This window comes from Sutcliffiella cohnii, assembly GCF_002250055.1.
GTDB classification, from domain to species: domain Bacteria; phylum Bacillota; class Bacilli; order Bacillales; family Bacillaceae_I; genus Sutcliffiella; species Sutcliffiella cohnii.
Map to the genome: position 1 here is coordinate 3,673,015 of NZ_CP018866.1, position 21,221 is coordinate 3,694,235.

Below are 21,221 nucleotides of genomic sequence, written 5' to 3' on the forward strand. Positions count from 1 at the left end.
TGTAAGAGAAAAAAGCGGGCAGATTCGTAGTGAACTGTCCGCTTTCTTTTTACATTTCTGTTACCCACTGTACAATTTTTAATGATAAATGCTCTGGTGCCTCTTCTGTTAATTTTTGTTTAAAATCGTTTTTTAACCTTTTTTCTATATTACCTTTGTCTTCTTCATACGTAATAATGGTTGACCAACTTAAAGTTGGGATTGCTACTAACGTATGCTCTTCTTTTTTATTTTCATGAATATAAACAGGGTAAATTTCTGTTCCTATGTACGCTTTTCTAATTTTCACTTTACTCTTCCTTTCATCTCAATCCTCTCCAATATAGTTTATCTCGGACAAGAAGCGTATTCAAGTTTATTAATGTCAACCTAAATAAATATATTGTTGACAAAAGCTCATTTAATAGATTACTATTTTGTTAACTAATAATACAAAGGGGTTAACAGAATGAAAAAGAGAATTACTGCTTTAGACATTACATACGCATCTATGTTTGTTGCACTAATGGCAATCGGAGCAAACATTACGTCATGGTTACCGTTTCTACAAGTAGCAGGTGTACCTTTATCAATGGCTCCATTCTTTTGCGTTTTAGCAGGTTTATTGTTAGGACGAAGACTTGCCGCCATATCGATGTTTGTATATATGGTACTAGGAATTGCGGGGGCGCCAATTTTTTCAGCGTTTAAAGCTGGTTTTGGCGTAATCATCGGAAATACTGGTGGATTTATCATCTCGTACATTTTTGCAGCTTGGGTTGCTGGACTCATTATGGAAAAAAGCAAAAAGACTTCTTTATTCACTTATATTTTAGCCGCAAATGCAGGTACTATCGTAATTTATTTTATCGGTACAAACTATATGTATCTATCTTTAAACGTTTGGTTAGGTGTCGAAATGGCCTACAGCGCCGCCTGGATAACGATGGCAGCATTCGCGTTAAAGGATTTCATTTTCACCCTTGTTTGTGCCGTCTTAGCACCTAAAATGTACAAAGCACTTTGGAAAAATAGAACCTTACCATCTGCAGGGAAAGTTGCTTAATTTCTTGAATAAAATAATAATCAAAAAAGACGTTTGCCTTTAAATTAGCAAACGTCTTTTTTGAAAACCTGTTTGTATTAAAGAATAACCGCTGCAATACTCCCAAAAATAATAAGCGGAATGTTGTAGTGTAAAAATGTAGGAACACAAGAATCCCAAATGTGATTATGCTGGCCATCTGCATTTAAACCAGAAGTTGGCCCTAACGTACTATCCGACGCCGGTGAACCTGCATCCCCTAAAGCTGCAGCCGTTCCAATAATCGCTAACGTTGCCATCGGACTAAATCCCATTTCGATACATAGTGGTACAAAAATCGCAGCTATAATAGGGATAGTCGAAAACGAAGAACCTATTCCCATCGTAATAAATAATCCTACTATTAACATGACAAAAGCGGCAACCATTTGATTCGTGCCAAACCATTGAGCTGAAGTTGCAACAAGTGTCTCAATATGACCTGTTGCTCGTAACACTTGCGCAAATCCAGAAGCTGAAATCATTACAAACCCGATGAATGCCATCATTCTCATTCCATTTGTTAAAATAGTATCAGATTCGTTTAACTTCATAGATCCACTCAAATATAAAATAATAATTCCTGCTAAAGATCCATAAATCATTCCTTGAACACCAACAACTTCTGATAGGTATAACTGAGCAACTAATGATACAACAACCGCAACAATTGCAAAACTAATGCTTTTTTTCGAGTATGTTGCTTTTTCCACTCCAATTAATTCTTTTTGCTCATAAGTACGAGGCTTTCGATAGGAAAAGAAGACGGCGATTAAAAGTCCTACTACCATTCCTCCTACAGGTAATAGCATCGCTAACGGAATATCTGATAATGATACTGTTAGTCCACTTTCCGCCATGTTCGTTTGCAAAATATCGTGGAAAATTGCCCCAAAACCTACAGGTAATAATATATAAGGAGCTGTTAATCCAAATGTTAAAACAGTAGCTGTTACCCTTCTATCAATCTGTAATTCATTTAATACTTTTAATAGTGGCGGAATTAATATCGGGATAAACGCTATATGAACTGGTATTGCGTTCTGTGACATAATGGAAACCGATAATATGACTAACAATAAAAGCACTTTTGATAATGTCTTCTTCTTCGATTCTCCATTTCTACCTAGTAGTTTAATAGCTGTATCTACTAACGCATCAGGAAGACCAGTTTTGGAAAGACCTACTGCAAAAGCACCTAATAATGCATAACTTAATGCAACTGCTGCATTTCCTCCTAATCCATCTACAAACGTATTAATGGTCCCTTCCAATCCAAGACCACCTGTTATTCCTCCTATAAAAGCACCTATTACTAGTGCGATCACAACGTTTATTCGTAACAAACTTAGTATTAACATAATTAAAATTGCTATAATGACTGCATTCATGGTGTAACTCCTTCCAAATACACTTTATCTCGCTAAACAATTAGAGTATTAAAATATGTTAATTACTTTATCACACTAAAACATATATCGTCAACTAGCAATTTTATAAGATAACAAAAAGAAGAGGTTAGGACATGACTAAAACAAACATAATAAAAACGAACAAAATATATTCGAGGAAAACTCGCTCCGGAAGTATACTTCGCTAATACTACGATAGTCCGTTTTTTATCATGATCAATCTAGTTTTGTCTCAGCCTCTCCCCTTTACCTGATATGAAGGAAGATTGGAAGGAAAACTAAACTTCCTCCTAAAAAAACAATTAAAAATGCTCCTGTATACTTTTTCTCATCTTTCCAAACTGCTCTTGAAAATGCAATCAAATAATATAAACATATTAAGGCTACTACATACATCCAAAACATCGTTATAACCTCTTTTCCCTTTCCGAGTAGAGATATTTCCCATACCTATCAATTGTCACATCGTATTTTATGTTAACTTTCGAATTTGAAAAATAATCGCTCCAGTCAAATTTTTCATACTCGGTCCATGTCCAGAAGTTTCCTCTAGCAATACTTGACCATAAAAAAGGCTCTGCTTTAAAAATACGTTGTGACTTTCTTATTAGTGATTTACTTTCATTTTTTAATTGTTGTTCAATCGACTTTTTTAATGTTGCTTGGTGTTGGATGTTTTCTGTATAATTTGTTTCTCCTGGGATATGTAGTACTTGAATAATCACAGGGATTACAACGGAAATGGTGCCCTTTTCCTTTTCCATATTAATATTAACTTTTGGGCTTTCATTTTTTAACATCCGAACCGTTATCGCTTTTGCTGGATCGTTCGGATCTTTAAAATTAGTTTGTATCGTATTTACCTTCGCATATGGTCGTAGAAGTAGGGAATGTCTAGTTTCTTCTCCGCTCATTACACCGACCATTCTTCCATCTTTAAAAACAGCTGAACCAATCATTTGAGTTGGGTTGCCTCCTGATAAGTCCACTTCTCCTGCGATATAGTCCTCATCTTCCTTCACTTCCGGTTCTTTAATAGTGGAAGTGGCATAAATAGATAAAAATAATCCATCTTTTCCATCTATCTCCTTAAAATATTGATTTAACGTTGCTTCAGGCATTAACCCTGTTTGTTCCCATCTTTCCAACATAAACGCAAAAAACTTATGTGGTCTTTCTTCTAACTGTGGATTGTTATTTCGAATAAAATCAGATGCTTTTTCACGTGATATAACGACGTTAATATCTCTGCGAAATTGTCGATCTCGAAGGGTTGCTTCCATAATGGATGGAAATTCACGCGAACGAGCTAAATTTTCACTTATGACTATATTTTTCACATGGGAATATCGGATATCTTTCGTTACTGAAATGTTAGCCATCTCTCGAGCTGATAATAAATCTGGAGCACTTATCGTAATAATTTCAGACGGTTCCGTTCCACTTGATGCTTCCATTTTAGGTGCAACACCTCGCGCATTTGCAATTTGCATCGTTATTTCTAATAACCCATCTTCTCCTTCGTCTAGACCAAGTACAACAGGAAAGGCAAATTGTGTAATCTCTCCCCTATCCCAACAGCCTGACAAAGGGAATAAAAGTAAGCATACTACGATGAATTTCAACCATCTCATACATACCTGCCTCCTTTTTTTACTTGATCTACAATCCACAAAATAAACGGTAAAACTAAAATAAAATACCAGCTAAATTGGTAATAAGTACTTTCCCCCAATATAAGTAAACTTTCTATATTTGATTCAGGTAATAATGCTAAAAAGAATACTACTCCGGCTAATGGCAAAAATAAAGGCTCAAACTCTTTCAAACGTAAGCTTGAAGCTAGCAAAGCGCCTGTCACAAACAGATAAATTGCTAGCCTTGTAATGCTTGCAATTGCCCAAAAACCTATGAAAAACGATTCTATATTTCCTAGCACTGGACCGAGATCCACAATTCTCGTCAATTGATGAAACGTAAATGGTATACTCTCAACTGCCGGGAAATCATATATCATGATATATACAATAAAAAACAACATTAATTCAATAACAACAAAACCAAAACCAATAAAGCTCGCTAGACGAAAGTTCTCGTAACTCCTTACGAAAGGAAACAAAATAGAGAAAAAGAGTAACTCTCCAAATAAATAGCTTGTTTTAGTACTCTCAATCAAGAGAATTGACAAGCCAGGTCCCGCTATTGGATAAATATTTCTCCACTGAAGGGATCCTATAAGTAATACTAAAATAATGATAAATGCTATTTTTAAGTAGGGGACTGTAAGCCATGACGTTCTTCCGATCGCTTCGATACCTCGATTTGCGATAAAAAAGCTAACGAAAAGAAACAAAAATACAATAACTGGTGTTGGAGTATTCGGAAAGTACATTATCCCCATCGTATCTGCATGATTGCGGACATAAAGCACAGTAGTCCCTAGCATAAATAAAAATAGAACAACTCCTATAATAAAACCAAAAACTTTTCCTGTAATGATAAATGTAATGTCAACAATATTTTTATTTTGATAGAGCTTTAAAAGCGCCAACAATACTAAAAAAGACAAAAGTACAATGACTCCTGATAACAGTGGCATTATCCACGTAGCAGTTGTTCCTAAGGGGAACAGTATGGACGCAGTCATATCAGTTTGTTTCAATCCAATAGTTAACAAAATGAGCGCTAAAAATTCTCTCGTCCCAATCTTTCCATCTGATTTTTTTATCATCTATTCTTCCCTCCTTCTGGCTTGTCACCTTTAACCCGGTTTAATGGGTATACATGCAAAGGTCTAAGCCACATTTTCCATAAAGGCGGGCGAGTTAATAAGTCTTTAGAAGAACGATAATGTGGAGCCATTGGTGAAATAAAAGGAACATCAAATGATTTGACCGTTGTTAAGTAAGCAATACATGCTTGAACTCCAATAGCTATTCCGAAAAAGCCCATAAGTGCAGCAAGTGTAATGAAACCGAAACGGGCAATTCGAACTGCGTATACAAAACTGTTTGTTGGAATCGTGAACGATGCAAGACTAGAAAATCCGACTACTGTAATAACAATTGGACTGATTAAGCCTGATTCAATTGCTGCAATACTAATAATTAGTGCAGCCAACATCGCGACGACTGGACCAACCTTAGATGGCATCCGCAAACCTGCTTCTCGAAATACATCAAACGTCAATTCAAGAAGAATTAACTCGAATACCGATGGGAACGGAACTAGTTCACGTGTTGCGATAAACGTAAATAAAAGATCTGTTGGAATGGATTCAATATGATACGTTGTAACAGCAATAAAAACAGCTGGTGCTAACAATGCAGCAAAAAAAGCAAATAACCTAATAATTCGTAGTAAGTTACCAAATGGCCATCTTTGATAATAATCTTCAGCGGTATGAAAAAAAGACCAAAACGTTACTGGCATTACTAAGCAATCCGGAGAACTATCCATCAAAAGAACTACATGCCCCTCTCGTAAAAATGAAGCCGCACGATCCGGCCGCTCAGTTAGCATAACCGTTGGGATAAGTGAATACGATCTTTCTTCAATATGCTGCTCAAGAATAGAGAGATTGGAGATGTTATCCATACTTATTTCAACGATTCTATTTTTCACTTTCTCTACTAGCTCATCATTCGCAATCCCTTTAATGTATATCATGGAAACTGGAGACTGTTCTGTTTCTCCTCCAACATTCAGTTGCTCTGTAATTAGTTGCGGACTACGAAGCTGTTTTCGTATTAACGATATATTGGAATCAATCGATTCAATAAAACTTTCTTTCGGTCCTTTCGTTACTTTCTCTATTTCTGGTTGCTCAATCGCACGTATTTCAAATTTCTTCGTAGTAAAAGGGAGAACAAAGTCTACTCCTTCCATTATTAATACTGCATCACCATTTAATATGAATCGTAATGCACTGTCTTTTTTCCTTACTTCATTTTTTAAGGTAACAGGACTAACTTCAGCAATTTTTTCGGTTGTGTTTTCATCTATCGGTACGTTTCGAAGGATATTTATTAATTCTTTTTCAATAGTTTGCTCATTTGCCATACCGTGCAAATAAATGAGAGCTGCTTTCTTTTCTCCCGCCATCGTAAATTCTTTAATATTGATATCTTTATTTTTCGGAAAGGAAAAAGAATCAGAAAAGAAAGCTATATTTTGTTTGTAATCTGCTGTGAACGTTTTAAGCAGCTCCATCATAATTCACTCCGTTGGCAAGTTTGTGCATTCCTACTGTTATAGTTTTCCTTATTGAATTAAGTTATACGAATAAAAAAACTACCGACCGTAGTCGATAGTTTTTCTTTCATTATTATTTTGTTTCAAATCGCTCAACGAACGTTACTAATGTGCGAACCATCACACCTGTCGCTCCTGCAGGTCCTAAATCATGTGAGGATGAAGTAGTCGCTGTACCTGCTATATCTAAATGAACCCAAGGAGTATCTTCTGCAAACTCTCCTATAAACGCTGCTGCTAAAATGGCATGTCCATCACGACCAGGTGAATTGTTTAAGTCTGCCACTTTACTATTACGTACTCGTTTTACTTCTGATTCAAATAATGGCAATCTCCACATTTGTTCGCCCGCTTCATAGGAGGCTTCTAAAACTTGTTCAAACAATGCTTCGTTATTTGCCATTGCTCCCGTCGTCTTCATACCTAGTGCTACTATGACTCCACCAGTTAACGTTGCGACATCTACTAAATAGTTGGCACCGTGATGTTTCGCGTACGTAATGGCATCTGCTAATACTAATCTACCTTCCGCGTCTGTGTTTAACACTTCAATTGTTTTACCACTCATGGATGTAATAACGTCATCTGGTTTAAATGCTTCACCACTAATCATATTATCGGTCGTTGCAATAACTGCTAACACATTTTGCTCAGGCCTCAATTCGCCGATAACTTCCATCGCGCCTAAAACAGAAGCTGCTCCACCCATATCCGATTTCATGCCAACAATTCCGTCTTTTGGCTTTATCGAATATCCACCTGTATCAAACGTAATACCTTTTCCTACAAGTCCGATTACATCATTCCATTCATCCTTACCTTGGTATTTCATGACAATCATTTTCGGTGGTTCTACAGACCCTTTATTAACCGCTAGTAATGCACCCATTCCTAACTTTTCCATATCTTCTTTTTCAAGAATTTCAATTTCAAATTCATATTTCTTAGCTAACTCGTCAGCATAATTTGCCATATCTGTTGCAGTTAACATATTACCTGGTAAATTTACTAGCGTTCTAGCAGAGTTGGTTCCTACACCATAGTAATAACCTACAGTGACACTTGTTTTTACTTCTTCTAAATCATTTTCCGTTACAAGTGTTACGTCTTCTATTTTTCTTTCAGGCTCGTTTGATTTTTTCTTATAGCCGTCAAATTTATATGTAGCGAGTGGTAACGCTTCCCCAAAAGCATGTGACACGTCCAATACATCTACATTTTCTGTTACAAATGAATCAACTGCCACTACTACATCGGTTAACTTTGCAACTTGAAGCTCTTTACTCACCTTTCCTAACGCTTCCCTTAAACTTGTAAATGTTAGCTCGTCTTCTTTACCTAAACCAACAATAAATAAACGTTTAAAAGAAGTTTGCCCAAATGTATGTATTTTTGCAATCCCCTTAAATTTTGAAGAAATATCCCCTTCTTTTAAAAGCTCCGTTAACTGTCCATTAAGTGACTCATTTAATTCTCCTAGCAGACCTTCTAGCTTTTTATTTTTTTCAAACAAACCAACTACTAATGCTGACTGCTTTTCTGTAAAATCGATCGTATTTTGAACATGAAACATGTTATCCCCTACCTCTCAAAGTATGTATGTCCATTATAGCGAAAGTTTAAAAATATTTCGAGTAGCTAATCTTCTTGTAAATATAAAATAAGTTGGGGAAGCTGTGGTAACGTTGAAATGTCCTCAAATGGAATACGGTCTATATCGTTTGGTATAATGTTTAAACTTTGTTCTATAAACTCATTTACTATTTCTAGGTTTAACCCCCAATGTTTTGGGCGATATTTTTGTATATAAGTGTGTCCTGCTCTCATCATCGATCGTGCACCTTTTACATTTCCATATTCGTAATGGTAAATAGCCACCGTCATTTGAAGCAAGCCCTTTAAAAACAAATTGTCTTTTTCCGTTAACCATATTTCTTCTAATAAATCGTGACAAGTATAATAGTCTCCTTCGTTAAATTTAATAAAAAACTCATAATACTCATCTGGATATAAATGCATACGCCACCCTACTTTCTATCATAAAACTTTCACTATTTTCTAAATTTATTGTAACAAAATTGAAAATATCATTCATCTTTATTAGAAATTGTACTGCTTTACTGTATAATAAAAACAAAAATATATTCACAGCAACGAAAGGGCGATTATGTACAATGGACTTATTTACTAATTTTCCGTTATGGGCTGCATTAGCTGCTATTGGCTTTGCACAATTTGTAAAAGTACCGATTCAATTTATTGCAACGAGGAAAATAGATTGGTCACTCCTTACCTCTACAGGTGGAATGCCTAGCTCACACTCGGCTGCTGTTACCGCTGTTGCTACAGGAGTTGCGTTAGAAACAGGTTTAGGCTCCCCTATTTTTGCAGTTGCTACCGTATTTGCCATTATCGTAATGTTTGATGCAACTGGTATTCGCCGTCACGCAGGAGAACAGGCAACTGTCCTTAATAAGTTAGTCATTGATTTCAACAGGTTTATGGAAGAGGCTAAATCTTGGCAAAAAATGAATGAACAAGAAAAGCAAAAAGAATTGAAAGAGCTTTTAGGTCATCAACCTATTGAAGTGTTCTTTGGAGGAATTACTGGGATTTTATTAACGCTATTATTGCATTACATATTCCACGTACTGTAAGGGGGAGCGTACATGAGAATCATTTCTCTTTGCCCTAGTAACACAGAACTCGTTCACTACTTAGGATTAACAAAATACTTAGTTGGGGTAGATGATTTTTCAGACTGGCCAAAAAGTATAAAGGCTTTACCTAAGCTTGGGCCAGACTTAAATATTAATATCGACCTCGTTGAAAGTCTTAAGCCTGACTTAGTACTTGCTTCTTTAAGTGTACCAGGCATGGAAAAAAACATTGAACAATTAGAAAAGCGACATTTACCATTTGTTACATATAACCCTCAATCCCTTCAAGATATTAAAGAGGATTTAATTCATCTAGGAACGGAAACAGGACATGAAGAAAAAGCACATGAACTAGCTGAAATATTCAACAACATCATAAACTCATATAAGGAAATTTCAAGCTCTATTGAAAATAAACCGGGCATCTATTGGGAATGGTGGCCAAAACCAGTGTTTACTCCCGGTAGAGTGAATTGGCTAACAGAAATTAGTGAGCTAGCTGGGGGAAGGAATATCTTTGCCGATCAAAACGTCGCAAACTACCAAACTGATTGGGTGGACGTAAAAAATCGTAATCCAGACCATATTTGTCTAATTTGGGTTGGGGTTAAAGAAAGTAAAATGAATAAGAAGGCAATTCAAAAACGCCCAGGTTGGAATGATTTGAGTGCCTTAAAAGAAAACAACGTACACATATTAGAAGAAAGCTTGTTTTGTCGTCCATCCCCTCGACTTTTAATAGGACTTCAAAAACTAGCAGCTTTATTGCATTCTTCCAAGTATCCAATATACTCAGAAGCGAGCGACCCTTTACTACAACCTAAAAAGTCCTAAAAGGTCAGTCTCTACTGACTTTTAGGACTTTATTTATTATGAACCTTTTTTCTCGTTAAACTGCTGTCTAAATACTTGCATTGATTCGTCTTCATTTAAGAGACGTAAATCTTCTTCTGTAAGTTTACCATTTCCTTTTTTAACGACATATACGTCGGTTCTTTTTTTACCCCACTCTTGGAATACTTCTTCAACAGTATCATAGTATAAGTCAATTTTACCGCCTTTTATTGCTCCACCAGTATCTGCAACAACACCATAGCCATATCCAGGAATATACAAAATTGTTCCGATTGGATACACTCTCGGATCTGCTGCTATCGTAGAATATAAATCACGTCTAACTTTTACACCAGAAAACGTTATTCCATATTGAGGGTGATCTGGTTTTTTACCCGTTGATTCATAGCCTGCTGTATATCCTGTTGCTAATACATTATGTTTTTCATATTGATTCCAATCTATCGCTTCTTCTAAAGTTAATGGTGCTTCTACCGCTTCCTCTGAACTCACAAACGTTTCAATTGCCGAAAATAAATTTAAATTTTTCCATTCTAAACTAACCTTCTTAAAGAAGTTATCTTCAGATGTTGTCTTTTTCTCTTGTTTCCCATACCATTCTTTTTCGACCACCCATTCATGAAGTGTTTTAGCCTCTACTCCAGAAACAGATTGGAAGGTTACTAATAAAGCTGTAAAGAACAAAATACAAGTAATTATCCTTCGGCCAACTATTTTTGCCGTTTTCATAGTATTTTCTTCACTCCTCTCACATCACTATTCCTTTCCAATTTGGACAAGAAATATTCGAAAAAAGAGAAGAAAATTAGTAATTTCATATAAAAGCCTAAAAAAATTGCCAATATTTACTTGTAATCTACTAATAAATTAGAAATAATTACCATGAATTCGACTAACTAAATACAAAAATAATGGAAAAGTGTCAGTAGCGTAAGTATAAAAGAATAACATAAACAACCAATTTATTTTCAAGGTAAACACCAATGCAAGTCATAGGTTAGCATCATGGACAATATGAAAGTGTATTTCCAGTTTTGAACGGTTATAAGGATTGTGCTTATACTTTTGAACCGTGAGTGGATTGGAGCCGGAGGGAACTTGACTCCTGCGGGAGTAGCGTGAGCCTTGAGACCCCGCACGAGCGTAGCGAGGAGGAGGCTCAAGCCACGCCCGCGGAAGGCAAGTTCCCGTAGCGAAGAGGAACGGACTAGCACATTACAACCATTCTACTTTCAAGGTTAGACAAAAAAATAAACGCCTAATAAATAGGCGTCTCCATTAAAACATTTGATATCCATTTTTACGAAGCATGCGAATAACAACTCCAGAAAGAATAGCACCAAATAGTCCAGATAATAATATAATAATCTCAGCGAATGGTAAAATCGCTAACTTCCCACCTAAAATTTGTAAGGAGGAAATTGGTGATAAAAAGTAATCAGACAATGTAACTTGCGGGTTTCCAATAATCCATATACATACAAATGGATATATAATTGCCATAATCCATGACATTCTTAATAACATATTTAGAAGGAAGCCTATCCCGAAAAACAATACAAAGAAAAGTAGCATAGAAATAAGTAATATAGGTATGTTCATATTTATGTTCCACCTCCTGTACACATCATTCTTAGTGTACTGAAACGATAAATATGAGTCAATTACTTTTCCATGCTACATAATTGGTCAAATTTAAAATGTTCACGTAAAAGACAATTATTTCTTTCCACTTCCGCCACAGCAGGCACATGTTTCGGATCCGCCTAGTAATAATTGATGATATCCTTTTCCTGAACAATAGGTACATTCTTTCTTCTCTACACTAAGTTGAACTGTCATTCCCATCCCTCCGGATTAGTTATTTACTTAATTTTCTGATAATATACCATCCCTTGGCCTCTTTTGAAAAGTCGGAAAATAACAGTAGAGCATCCATGTAAGCGAATACATCAATGCGACTCTTTCTCACACTTTAATTTTCTTAATATTAAAACATTTGAATAAATAATTTAGAAAAACAATCGATATGAAGTATAGCCAAATTGTTTTCCAGGATCTTTCGTTTCATCCATATGCAGTGAGTAATTTATTCGGTTATCAATAAAATGATGAATAAGTAAAGAAGTTGCGGGATCGTTTTTTAAAGCTTCTACAGTCAGAAATGAAGCGTCCATTAATTCTTTTTCTTCAACTGTTACGTTAGTATGTAGTGGCTTACAGTTAAAAATAATCATATTATCACTAATTTCATCCTTTATGACGCCTGAACGTATCCCTATGACTCCATCTACTTCACATTCAATTCCTGTTTCTTCTAAAACCTCACGTTTTACAGCCTCATCTATAGTCTCTGTAGGGTCGACAAATCCAGCAGGTAAGGACCATTTCCCTTTTAACCCGCCATATTGTTTTTTTACAACAAGTATTCTTCCCTCTTCATCCACTACGAGCGCTGCCACTCCTAACCAAACATTTCCTCTCTTCATCTTACTTCACCTCTCTTGTAAATATAGTATCGCTATTAAGAGAAAATTCAAGTTTGAATAACATCTGTCAAAAAGAAAAAACCACTCTAAAAAGAGTGGCTTTTTAAATCTATATTATAGGATGTTGAATTTACCTTTTTTCATTACTAGTCCAGGTCCACCAATCATGAATAGAGCACGGTTATCAACCATTTTCTTCATGAAAGAAGCTTTCGATCCCCATACTTTGCGACCGAATACAACACCAATTGCATCGTCTTCACCTAGAGAACATACGGAACCTTTTAAGTCAGGAGTAAATGCTTCTAATTCACCTTGACCACGTACTAGAACAGCTAAGTTTTTCGCACAAATTTCTCCTTGTTGCATCGCAATTTGTGCAGTTGGAGGGTATGGACGATTAATTTCTTCATTAATGATTAACGAGCAATCACCAACGATGAATACATCATCATGCCCTGGTGCACGTAAGTAAGGATCTACTTTTACACGACCGCGCATGTTTTCAAAGCCAGAGTCTTCTACTAAATGGTTTCCACGAACACCAGCAGCCCATACTACAGTACCAGCTTTAATTTCTTCCACTTGGTCATCTTTAGCAACGATAATTCCTTCTTCTGTTGCTTCTTTAATAGCCGTACCAATTTTGAACTCTACACCTTTTTTCTCTAATTGGTTTACAGCGTACTCTACTAGCTCTGGATCAAATCCTGGAAGAACAGTTGGTGCCGCTTCTACACAGATGATACGAACCTTTTCTTGAGGTACATCAAACTCTTGACATAGCTCAGGTGCACGATTAGCTAATTCACCTAAAAATTCAATACCAGTAAAACCAGCTCCACCAACTACAATCGTTAAACGATCATCACGGCGATCTTTTTCAGTATTATACGTAGCAAATTGATATTCAATATGCTCACGAATTTGACGCGCTGCGTTTAAGTTAGCAATAGAGAATGCATGTTCTTTTAATCCTTTAATACCGAACGTTTCAGCTTCGTAACCTAGTGAGACTACTAAATAGTCGTAGTTTAATTCTCCACCTTTAGATAGTGCTACTGTTTTTTCTTCACGATTAATTGAAGTAACTGTATCTACAAGGAAATGTACTTTACTCTTGTCAATTACATCTGTTACTTTGTAACGTGTACGATCTGCAGGTAACGTACCAGCAGACGCTTCATGAAGCCATGTAGACTCATAATGGTAGTTGTTTTTGTTTACTAACGTAATATCTGCTTCATTAACGCCAAGCTGTTTTTGAAGTCGAACAGTTGTCATTAATCCACCGTAACCGGCACCTAAAATAACGATTTTTGGCTTTCTCAACGTAATACATCCACCTTTTCTACGAAAGTTTAATAAATATATGATGACACTGACAAATTTCTATATTCATACTATCTACTAAAAATGTATATTTTATTTAAGGGATCATATTGTGAAACCCTTCACGAATAAGTACATGATAATGTACGAAATTTGTCATAATAAAGTTTATACCATATACATCATATGCTTTTTCCACTGTTTTTTCAAGCAAATTTAACAAGTTTGTAACATTTAGAATATTCGTCTGAAATATTTGTAAGACTATTTTTTCTTCATTTTGCTACATAATAAAAAAGATATTGTTAAAAAATTATGCTATTATAGGTAGTGGTAGTTACATTATAAGGGGGGTTGACACAATGAAAGAAGATCAAAAAGTGTATGACATTACGATTATTGGTGGTGGACCAGTCGGACTCTTTACTGCTTTTTACGGCGGTATGCGTCAGGCAACAGTTAAGATAATTGAAAGTTTACCACAACTAGGAGGACAGCTTTCTGCTTTATATCCTGAAAAATACATATATGATATTGCTGGTTTTCCGAAAGTGCGTGCACAAGAGTTAATTGATAACTTAAAGGAACAAATGTCTAAGTTTGAACCGACAGTAGCATTGGAACAATCTGTTCAATCAATTGAAAAAATGGGTGATGGTACATTTAAATTAACTACTAATGCCGAAACTCATTACTCTAAAGCAATTATCATTACTGCTGGTAACGGTGCTTTTCAACCGCGTCGCTTAGAGCTTGACGAAGTTAGAAAATACGAAGGGAAAAACCTTCATTACTTTGTCGATGATATGAATAAATTTGCAGGGAAAAAAGTTGTTGTATTTGGTGGAGGAGACTCAGCTGTTGACTGGGCTTTAATGCTAGAGCCGATTGCTGAAAAAGTAACATTAGTTCACCGTCGTGATAAGTTCCGTGCACATGAGCATAGTGTCGAAAATTTAATGAATTCTAAAGTTGAAGTAAAAACACCTTATGTACCTTCCGAAGTTATTGGAGATGACAACGGAATTCAACAAGTTGTCCTTGAGAAAGTAAAAGAAGAAAGTAAAGAAGTTTTAGATGTTGATGCTGTCATTGTCAATTACGGATTTGTTTCATCTCTTGGTCCTATTAAAGATTGGGGACTAACGATTGAGAAGAACTCTATCGTCGTTAACTCAAAAATGGAGACGAACATTCCTGGTATATACGCAGCAGGTGACATTTGCACATACGATGGGAAAGTTAAATTAATTGCTTCTGGTTTTGGAGAAGCTCCAACTGCCGTTAATAATGCAAAAGCATATATTGACCCGAAAGCGAAAGTTCAGCCTTTACACAGTACTAGTTTATTTTAATCTATACACAACAGGAAGAGCTCTTTCTCCCTAATGATACAAGCACGGTTTCATTTTTATGAAGCCGTGCTTTTTTATTTATAAAACAGGAACAACTACCTGTAACCTTCTTTTTTTTACTACGTCTAGTTATGTAACAAAACTTTTATAAGGTGGTTAGTTACAATATGAAATTCATAAAAATTGTAATAGCGACATGTTTACTTGCCGTAAGTTTATTGTCTTTAGCTCCATCTACTTTTGCTTGTTCTTGTTTACCTCCAGGTACTCCTTCAGAGGAACTTGCTAGTCATGATGCTGTTTTTGCTGGTAAAGTCTTAAATATTAAAGAAAAAGGTGAGGAAATAGAAGTTACTATTGAGGTAAGTGAAGCTTGGAAAGGAATGACCAATAAAGAGACGACTTTTTACACACCGTCTAATTCAGCAGCGTGTGGTGTGAATTTTGAGACGAATATAGAATATATCATTTATGCAAATAACGATAACGGGGAGTTACACACAAACTTATGTTCAAGAACTGCTGAACTTGCCTTTGCGCAAGAGGATGTGGCGGAATTTGGTGAAGGTACTCCACTAAATAGTCTCTCTGCTAAAGATAATGAAGGTAATTTCACTACTAACTTTGGGATTTCTATGTTAGTGTTAATCGGTTTAGGTTCGTTCTGGTTTGTTTCAAAGAGGAAGAAGAAGTAGTGATGAAGAAAGAAAGCACCTAACTATAACAGGAGTTAGGTGCTTTCTTATTAACATTCTTCTGGTGTTCCCTCTACTGTTGCCGTTCGGAACGATGATCCACATCCACATGATGCAATGGCGTTTGGATTATCGATTGTAAAGCCGCCGCCCATCATCGATTGTTTATAATCAATTTTTACATCGCGTAAAATTGGCGCACTTTCTTCGTCTATTAATATTCTCACTCCATGTTGTTGGAGTTCCATATCTTTGTCTGTTTTTTCTTCATCAAAGCCCATCCCGTATGATAAACCACTACAGCCACCACCGTTAACTTTTACACGTAAATAAACATCATCACTACCGTATTCTTTCATCATGTCTTTTACTTGAAAAGCAGCAGCCTCTGTTAAAGTTAATACTTCGCTCACTCGAAACACCTCCTTCTACATACCTCTTATATTATATTATACCGTTTCACTCAAAAGTTCTCAAAGCATCTGATTTACTTTATAAGATGGCTATTCTATCACTAAAAAGAGCACGTTAATTAAAAAAGTGTCCGTGTTTCATTGATATCGGTTTTTTTCGTGGATATCGAGATAGCTTGTATGGGAAAGGACTGCCCTAATAACGAGCAGTCCTTTTCAGATTACGAACGGTAAAAAAAAGTACCTGTACAAATAGTTTCTGCTGGTCCTGTCATTAGTACGTTTCCTTCTTCTGTCCACGTAATGAATAGGTCACCACCTGCAAGGTGTACGGTTGTTTCTATCCCTCTTTTTGTTTTACCGTTTAAAACGGAGGCTACGACTGCGGCACACGCTCCTGTTCCGCATGCTTGTGTAATTCCGGAACCACGCTCCCATACTCTAAAGTGAAGCTCTGATTCAGACACTACTTCCACAAATTCAACGTTTACACTTTCGGGAAAACGTTCATCTTTTTCTACTCTAGGCCCTAACGTAGTGAGTGGGGCAGCTTCAATATTTTCTACATAAAAAATACCGTGAGGATTCCCCATGGAAACAGTCGTAATGTGATAAACTTCCCCATCAACAGGAAAAGGTTCATTAATCACTTCGGATTTTTCACTGCCCTGCATTGGTATTTGGTCACGACTTAACCGCGGAACTCCCATATCTACCGTTACTATGTTAACTTCCCCAGTTTCTGATTCTTGTACGGTTGCTTCTACTAAACCGGAAAGAGTTTCAATTTTAAATGTCTTATCATGAACGAGCTTTTTTTCATACGCGTATTTAGCAACACATCTTAAACCATTGCCACAATTTTTTCCTTCTGAGCCATCATTATTAAAAATACGCATTTTAACTGGAGCCACATCAGATGGACAAATTAAAATCATTCCGTCTGATCCAATTCCTGTATAAATAGAAGAAACGGCGATCGCAATATCACTCAATTCTTCTTCCTTTAAATTTTCTTTAAACATATCAACGTATATATAGTTGTTTCCTAATCCGTGCATTTTAGTAAATGGAATTGCTTGCATATGGACCTCCATACATTTAAACATTTTTTCTAATATTAGCATAAAAATTCGCTCTTTTGTAAATTAGTATGAATAAAATTAGAAAAGATGGAGCATACTAAGAACATCCCCCGTTTTTAAAATAAATAAAAGCTCCTTTCCTGTTTGGAAGGGAGCTTTTATTATTATGAGAATATAATCATGCCGGCAATTGCTGCACTTAAAAGGTTTGCTAAAGTACCTGCAATAATTGCTTTCATTCCTAATTTTGCGATGTCAGGACGACGGTTTGGTGCTAAACTTCCAAGTCCGCCTAATAAAATCGCTAAGGAAGAAAGGTTTGCGAATCCACAAAGTGCAAAAGAAATGATAGCAACGGATTTCTCACTAAATAAGTCTAATTGAGTGGAGAAAGTGGAGTAAGCGACAAATTCGTTTAATACAAGCTTTTGTCCAATTAAGTTACCCGCCGCTACTGCTTCACTCCACGGAATACCTATTACAAATGCTAATGGTGAGAATAGGTAACCTAAAATAAAGTCTAGAGAGAAGTTTGTTGCGCCAAATAAACCTCCAATCCACCCTAAGAAACCATTAACTAGAGCGATTAATGCGATAAAAGCTAATAACATTGCACCAACGTTTAACGCTAGCTTTAATCCATCTGATGCTCCACGTGCCGCTGCATCTACTAAGTTCGTTGCCTTATCTTCTTCAGCTTCCTCAATTTCTTTGCCAACTTGGTCAACGGGCTTTTCCGTTTCTGGAAGCATAATTTTTGCCATAATTAACCCACCTGGTGCTGCCATAAAGCTTGCAGCTAGCAAGTATTCCAGTGGAACTCCTAACATTGCATATCCGAATAATACAGAACCAGCAACCGATGCAAGTCCACCTGTCATTACAGCAAATAGTTCTGATCTAGTTAGTCCACCAATGTAAGGACGAATTACTAACGGAGCTTCCGTTTGTCCGACGAAAATGTTTGCGGAAGCAGATAAAGACTCAGTTCTACTAGTACCTAAAAGTTTTGATAATGCCCCACCTAATAGACGGATAATCCATTGCATAATTCCTAAGTAATATAAAACAGAAATTAATGATGAAAAGAATATGATAATAGTTAATACTTGGAACGCAAAAACGAAACCTGTTGGAGAACCAGCGTCTCCTAAAGCACCAAATAAAAAGCCTACCCCTTCAAACGCATAGTCAATAATATGTTGGACTCCGTTTGAAAGCTTTAAAAATGCTTGTCTACCTAATTCCCATTTTAGTACGATAAATGCGAAAATTAGCTGTATTGCTAATCCCCCTATAATTGTACGTAACTTTATGGAACGTTTATGTTCAGATAGTAAAAATGCTATCGCGAAAACAACTACGATTCCTAATAATCCCCATAAGATGTTAGTCATGGTTGATGCCACCTCGTTTATTTTTTGAAAATTTTGTATGTTGTTGGTCGTCAGACATCTAACCAACACTCTTATACTTTACTACAAGTTGAAAGCGTTTTAAAGTACTTTTTTATATGTAATTTCATTCCTGTTCTCGTAATTTTCCCCTTAACTTCGTTTTTATTCATCATCATTACTTGATATTACCTACGTACAAGTGCATGAAACTAGGAAGATTCTCGATTATTGAGTTATACCTCACTATATAGTTGTGTTATATACCTTTATATTTGCGATACCTACCCTCTTAATTGCTAAACTTCTTGTTTTTCGCCCTCCCCGCTCTTCTACCAACCGTAATGCATGTAAATAAAGCAAAATAAAAAAACACAGCATCGTTGGCTGTGTTAATTTTTATATTAAAATAGCGGGTTTTCATCTATATATTTATATATATTTTCAATTAATTGGTCAGCTGTGTCTCCTTTTACAACATCTCCATTCACTAATGCAAACATTGACTGGAAACATTTCCCACAATAACCTAGACATCCATATTCCACTATATCTAAATTTGGATCTTTTTCTAGCTGTTCGCGTGCCTTTTGAGCTCCACTAGCCAAATTACTTACACAAAACTCTACGATTGGCTTCATACCATTATTCACCTCACCATCAAACTTCTGAATTATTTTTTTATTTATAAGTAAGAGCTTCACTATCATTTATAAGTATTTTAGCAAACTATGTTGTTATTTTGTCATAATTTCGATATACTTTTAGTGGTATTTTCGATAAACGTGTTATACGTTTTTAAAAATGAAAGCGCATTTTGTGCATTAATTGTTCAGTTCTTCACATATTATTTTTTTAATAGATTATTTATATGATATTTTTTAAAAGTAAAAGGGGATTGCTACTATGAAAAAACTTGTTGTTCTAGGAGGCGGTTATGGGGGAATGCGTCTTCTCCAACGCCTATTACCAAATCAATTGCCTGACGATATAGAAATAACTTTAGTTGATCGAGCACCATATCATAGTTTAAAAACGGAATTTTATGCGCTCGCTGCAGGAACGATATCAGATCACCATGTACGTGTTAACTTTCCTGAACATGCACGACTGTCTGTTAAATATGGAGAAGTTTCTAAAGTAGATATAGAGCATGAACAGGTTCTTTTTAATGACGGATCCGTTCTTCCTTATAATTATATCGTTATCGGTTTAGGTTGCGAAGATAAATATCATGGTGTACCAGGTGCGGATGAGTTTACTTACAGTATTCAATCCATTAATAAATCTCGTAAAACGTATCAGGCATTAAACGATTTAGGGCCAAATAAAGTCGTGGCAATTGTCGGAGCTGGATTAAGCGGGGTTGAATTAGCTAGTGAACTTCATGAAAGTCGTCCAGACTTACAAGTAAAATTATTTGATCGTGGGAACGTTGTATTATCTGCATTTCCAGCAAAACTAAGCAATTACGTACAAAATTGGTTTGAAACAAATGGGGTAGAAGTAATTAATTCTTCTAATATAACTCGTGTAGAACCGAATACACTATTTAATCACGATGAACCTATTCATTGTGACGTTATTGTGTGGACTGCTGGGATCCAACCGAATAAAGTAGTACGGGATTTAGACGTTGAAAAAGATAGCCAAGGACGAGTGGTGTTAACGAAGCAGCATAATGTACCTAATTACGAAAATGTTTACGTTGTTGGAGATTGTGCTAGTCTTCCGCACGCACCGAGCGCACAGTTAGCGGAAGGACAAGCGGAACAAATCGTTCAAGTGTTAGTTAAAAGATGGGCTGGTCAAGAGCCACCGAGTGAGTTCCCACCGATAAAATTAAAAGGGATCCTCGGTTCACTCGGGAAAAAGCATGGTTTTGGACTAGTTGCTGAACGTCCATTAACTGGTAGAATGGCTCGACTTTTAAAGTCTGGTGTTTTATGGATGTATAAATACCATAATGGAAACTAATGTAGTTATTTTGTTTATTCGCTAGAAGGATAATAAAGAAAGAGAAGCTAATTAGCTTCTCTTTTTTCATCGTTTAGCGTACTATAAACTTTTATATTTTGTGGATAACTACTAACATTACTTACGTTACGTCTAGCTCCGGCGCTTAGGCCCTATCAAACTTCCCTTATCCGAAGTACGATAAGTCAACATCGGCTCCTTCGTCGCCGTGTTTCCTTTATTCCAACCGTAACAGTC

Annotated in this window: 23 protein-coding genes; 6 read left to right on the plus strand and 17 right to left on the minus strand. The window is 36.1% G+C overall.

Annotated features, from left to right (window positions below):
• Positions 1–49: 49 nt before the first annotated feature.
• Complete coding sequence (locus BC6307_RS18555) at positions 50–289, minus strand: YueH family protein (protein ID WP_066418956.1); 240 nt, start codon at positions 287–289, stop codon at positions 50–52.
• 159 nt (positions 290–448) lie between these two features.
• Here BC6307_RS18555 and BC6307_RS18560 point away from each other — a divergent pair, with 159 nt between their 5' ends.
• Positions 449–1,045 (plus strand): biotin transporter BioY, encoded by a 597-nt coding sequence (locus BC6307_RS18560; RefSeq protein WP_066418958.1) that lies wholly within the window; start codon positions 449–451, stop codon positions 1,043–1,045.
• Positions 1,046–1,122: 77 nt separating this feature from the next.
• Here the strand turns inward: BC6307_RS18560 and BC6307_RS18565 are convergent, their stop codons facing one another.
• The 7 genes from BC6307_RS18565 to BC6307_RS18590 all read right to left on the minus strand — a co-directional run bounded on the left by BC6307_RS18565 (position 1,123) and on the right by BC6307_RS18590 (position 8,748).
• Positions 1,123–2,454: a Na+/H+ antiporter family protein gene (locus BC6307_RS18565; protein ID WP_066418961.1), complete on the minus strand. Its 1,332-nt coding sequence runs from the start codon at positions 2,452–2,454 to the stop codon at positions 1,123–1,125.
• 267 nt (positions 2,455–2,721) lie between these two features.
• Positions 2,722–2,880, minus strand: a complete 159-nt coding sequence (locus BC6307_RS24875; RefSeq protein WP_157076681.1) for a hypothetical protein — start codon at positions 2,878–2,880, stop codon at positions 2,722–2,724.
• A 2-nt stretch (positions 2,881–2,882) separates the two neighbouring features.
• Positions 2,883–4,109 (minus strand): Ger(x)C family spore germination protein, encoded by a 1,227-nt coding sequence (locus BC6307_RS18570; RefSeq protein ID WP_066418963.1) that lies wholly within the window; start codon positions 4,107–4,109, stop codon positions 2,883–2,885.
• Complete coding sequence (locus BC6307_RS18575) at positions 4,106–5,206, minus strand: GerAB/ArcD/ProY family transporter (RefSeq protein WP_066418965.1); 1,101 nt, start codon at positions 5,204–5,206, stop codon at positions 4,106–4,108. The genes BC6307_RS18570 and BC6307_RS18575 overlap by 4 nt, the downstream gene beginning before the upstream one ends.
• Positions 5,203–6,690 carry a spore germination protein gene (locus BC6307_RS18580; protein ID WP_084380588.1) on the minus strand — a complete coding sequence of 496 codons (1,488 nt, stop codon included), beginning with the start codon at positions 6,688–6,690 and terminating at the stop codon, positions 5,203–5,205. Before BC6307_RS18580 ends, BC6307_RS18575 begins: the two co-directional genes overlap by 4 nt.
• A gap of 112 nt (positions 6,691–6,802) precedes the next feature.
• Positions 6,803–8,302 (minus strand): leucyl aminopeptidase, encoded by a 1,500-nt coding sequence (locus tag BC6307_RS18585; protein WP_066418971.1) that lies wholly within the window; start codon positions 8,300–8,302, stop codon positions 6,803–6,805.
• 65 nt (positions 8,303–8,367) lie between these two features.
• Positions 8,368–8,748: a DUF309 domain-containing protein gene (locus BC6307_RS18590; RefSeq protein ID WP_066418973.1), complete on the minus strand. Its 381-nt coding sequence runs from the start codon at positions 8,746–8,748 to the stop codon at positions 8,368–8,370.
• 155 nt (positions 8,749–8,903) lie between these two features.
• On the opposite strand from BC6307_RS18590, the gene BC6307_RS18595 reads away from it, so the two are divergent.
• Positions 8,904–9,386, plus strand: coding sequence for a divergent PAP2 family protein (locus tag BC6307_RS18595; protein WP_066418975.1), 483 nt, complete (start codon positions 8,904–8,906; stop codon positions 9,384–9,386).
• A 12-nt stretch (positions 9,387–9,398) separates the two neighbouring features.
• Complete coding sequence (locus BC6307_RS18600) at positions 9,399–10,223, plus strand: cobalamin-binding protein (protein WP_066418977.1); 825 nt, start codon at positions 9,399–9,401, stop codon at positions 10,221–10,223.
• A gap of 36 nt (positions 10,224–10,259) precedes the next feature.
• Here BC6307_RS18600 and BC6307_RS18605 read toward each other — a convergent pair whose 3' ends face one another.
• From BC6307_RS18605 to BC6307_RS18620, 5 genes are all read right to left on the minus strand, one after another.
• Positions 10,260–10,973, minus strand: a complete 714-nt coding sequence (locus tag BC6307_RS18605; RefSeq protein ID WP_066418978.1) for a 3D domain-containing protein — start codon at positions 10,971–10,973, stop codon at positions 10,260–10,262.
• A 549-nt stretch (positions 10,974–11,522) separates the two neighbouring features.
• Positions 11,523–11,846, minus strand: coding sequence for a YuiB family protein (locus BC6307_RS18610; RefSeq protein WP_066421220.1), 324 nt, complete (start codon positions 11,844–11,846; stop codon positions 11,523–11,525).
• Between the two features lie 117 nt (positions 11,847–11,963).
• Positions 11,964–12,086 (minus strand): YuiA family protein, encoded by a 123-nt coding sequence (locus tag BC6307_RS25125; RefSeq protein ID WP_169714891.1) that lies wholly within the window; start codon positions 12,084–12,086, stop codon positions 11,964–11,966.
• A 170-nt stretch (positions 12,087–12,256) separates the two neighbouring features.
• Positions 12,257–12,733 carry an NUDIX domain-containing protein gene (locus BC6307_RS18615; RefSeq protein WP_066421223.1) on the minus strand — a complete coding sequence of 159 codons (477 nt, stop codon included), beginning with the start codon at positions 12,731–12,733 and terminating at the stop codon, positions 12,257–12,259.
• 114 nt (positions 12,734–12,847) lie between these two features.
• On the minus strand, positions 12,848–14,065 hold the full coding sequence (locus BC6307_RS18620; RefSeq protein WP_066421226.1) for an NAD(P)/FAD-dependent oxidoreductase: 1,218 nt from the start codon (positions 14,063–14,065) through the stop codon (positions 12,848–12,850).
• Between the two features lie 362 nt (positions 14,066–14,427).
• On the opposite strand from BC6307_RS18620, the gene BC6307_RS18625 reads away from it, so the two are divergent.
• Both BC6307_RS18625 and BC6307_RS18630 read left to right on the plus strand, forming a co-directional pair.
• Positions 14,428–15,420 (plus strand): NAD(P)/FAD-dependent oxidoreductase, encoded by a 993-nt coding sequence (locus tag BC6307_RS18625; RefSeq protein WP_066421229.1) that lies wholly within the window; start codon positions 14,428–14,430, stop codon positions 15,418–15,420.
• 167 nt (positions 15,421–15,587) lie between these two features.
• Positions 15,588–16,115 (plus strand): hypothetical protein, encoded by a 528-nt coding sequence (locus tag BC6307_RS18630; RefSeq protein WP_066421239.1) that lies wholly within the window; start codon positions 15,588–15,590, stop codon positions 16,113–16,115.
• A 50-nt stretch (positions 16,116–16,165) separates the two neighbouring features.
• Here the strand turns inward: BC6307_RS18630 and BC6307_RS18635 are convergent, their stop codons facing one another.
• The 4 genes from BC6307_RS18635 to BC6307_RS18650 all read right to left on the minus strand — a co-directional run bounded on the left by BC6307_RS18635 (position 16,166) and on the right by BC6307_RS18650 (position 19,648).
• Positions 16,166–16,528 carry a HesB/IscA family protein gene (locus BC6307_RS18635; RefSeq protein WP_066421241.1) on the minus strand — a complete coding sequence of 121 codons (363 nt, stop codon included), beginning with the start codon at positions 16,526–16,528 and terminating at the stop codon, positions 16,166–16,168.
• 221 nt (positions 16,529–16,749) lie between these two features.
• The gene (gene dapF / locus BC6307_RS18640; RefSeq protein ID WP_066421243.1) at positions 16,750–17,613 is read right to left on the minus strand and encodes a diaminopimelate epimerase; all 864 of its coding nucleotides are present in this window, start codon (positions 17,611–17,613) and stop codon (positions 16,750–16,752) included.
• Between the two features lie 164 nt (positions 17,614–17,777).
• Positions 17,778–19,010: a NupC/NupG family nucleoside CNT transporter gene (locus tag BC6307_RS18645; RefSeq protein WP_066421245.1), complete on the minus strand. Its 1,233-nt coding sequence runs from the start codon at positions 19,008–19,010 to the stop codon at positions 17,778–17,780.
• Between the two features lie 401 nt (positions 19,011–19,411).
• The gene (locus BC6307_RS18650; protein WP_066421247.1) at positions 19,412–19,648 is read right to left on the minus strand and encodes a YuzB family protein; all 237 of its coding nucleotides are present in this window, start codon (positions 19,646–19,648) and stop codon (positions 19,412–19,414) included.
• A gap of 265 nt (positions 19,649–19,913) precedes the next feature.
• Here BC6307_RS18650 and BC6307_RS18655 point away from each other — a divergent pair, with 265 nt between their 5' ends.
• Positions 19,914–20,984 carry an NAD(P)/FAD-dependent oxidoreductase gene (locus tag BC6307_RS18655; protein WP_066421249.1) on the plus strand — a complete coding sequence of 357 codons (1,071 nt, stop codon included), beginning with the start codon at positions 19,914–19,916 and terminating at the stop codon, positions 20,982–20,984.
• The last annotated feature ends 237 nt before the right edge of the window (positions 20,985–21,221 follow it).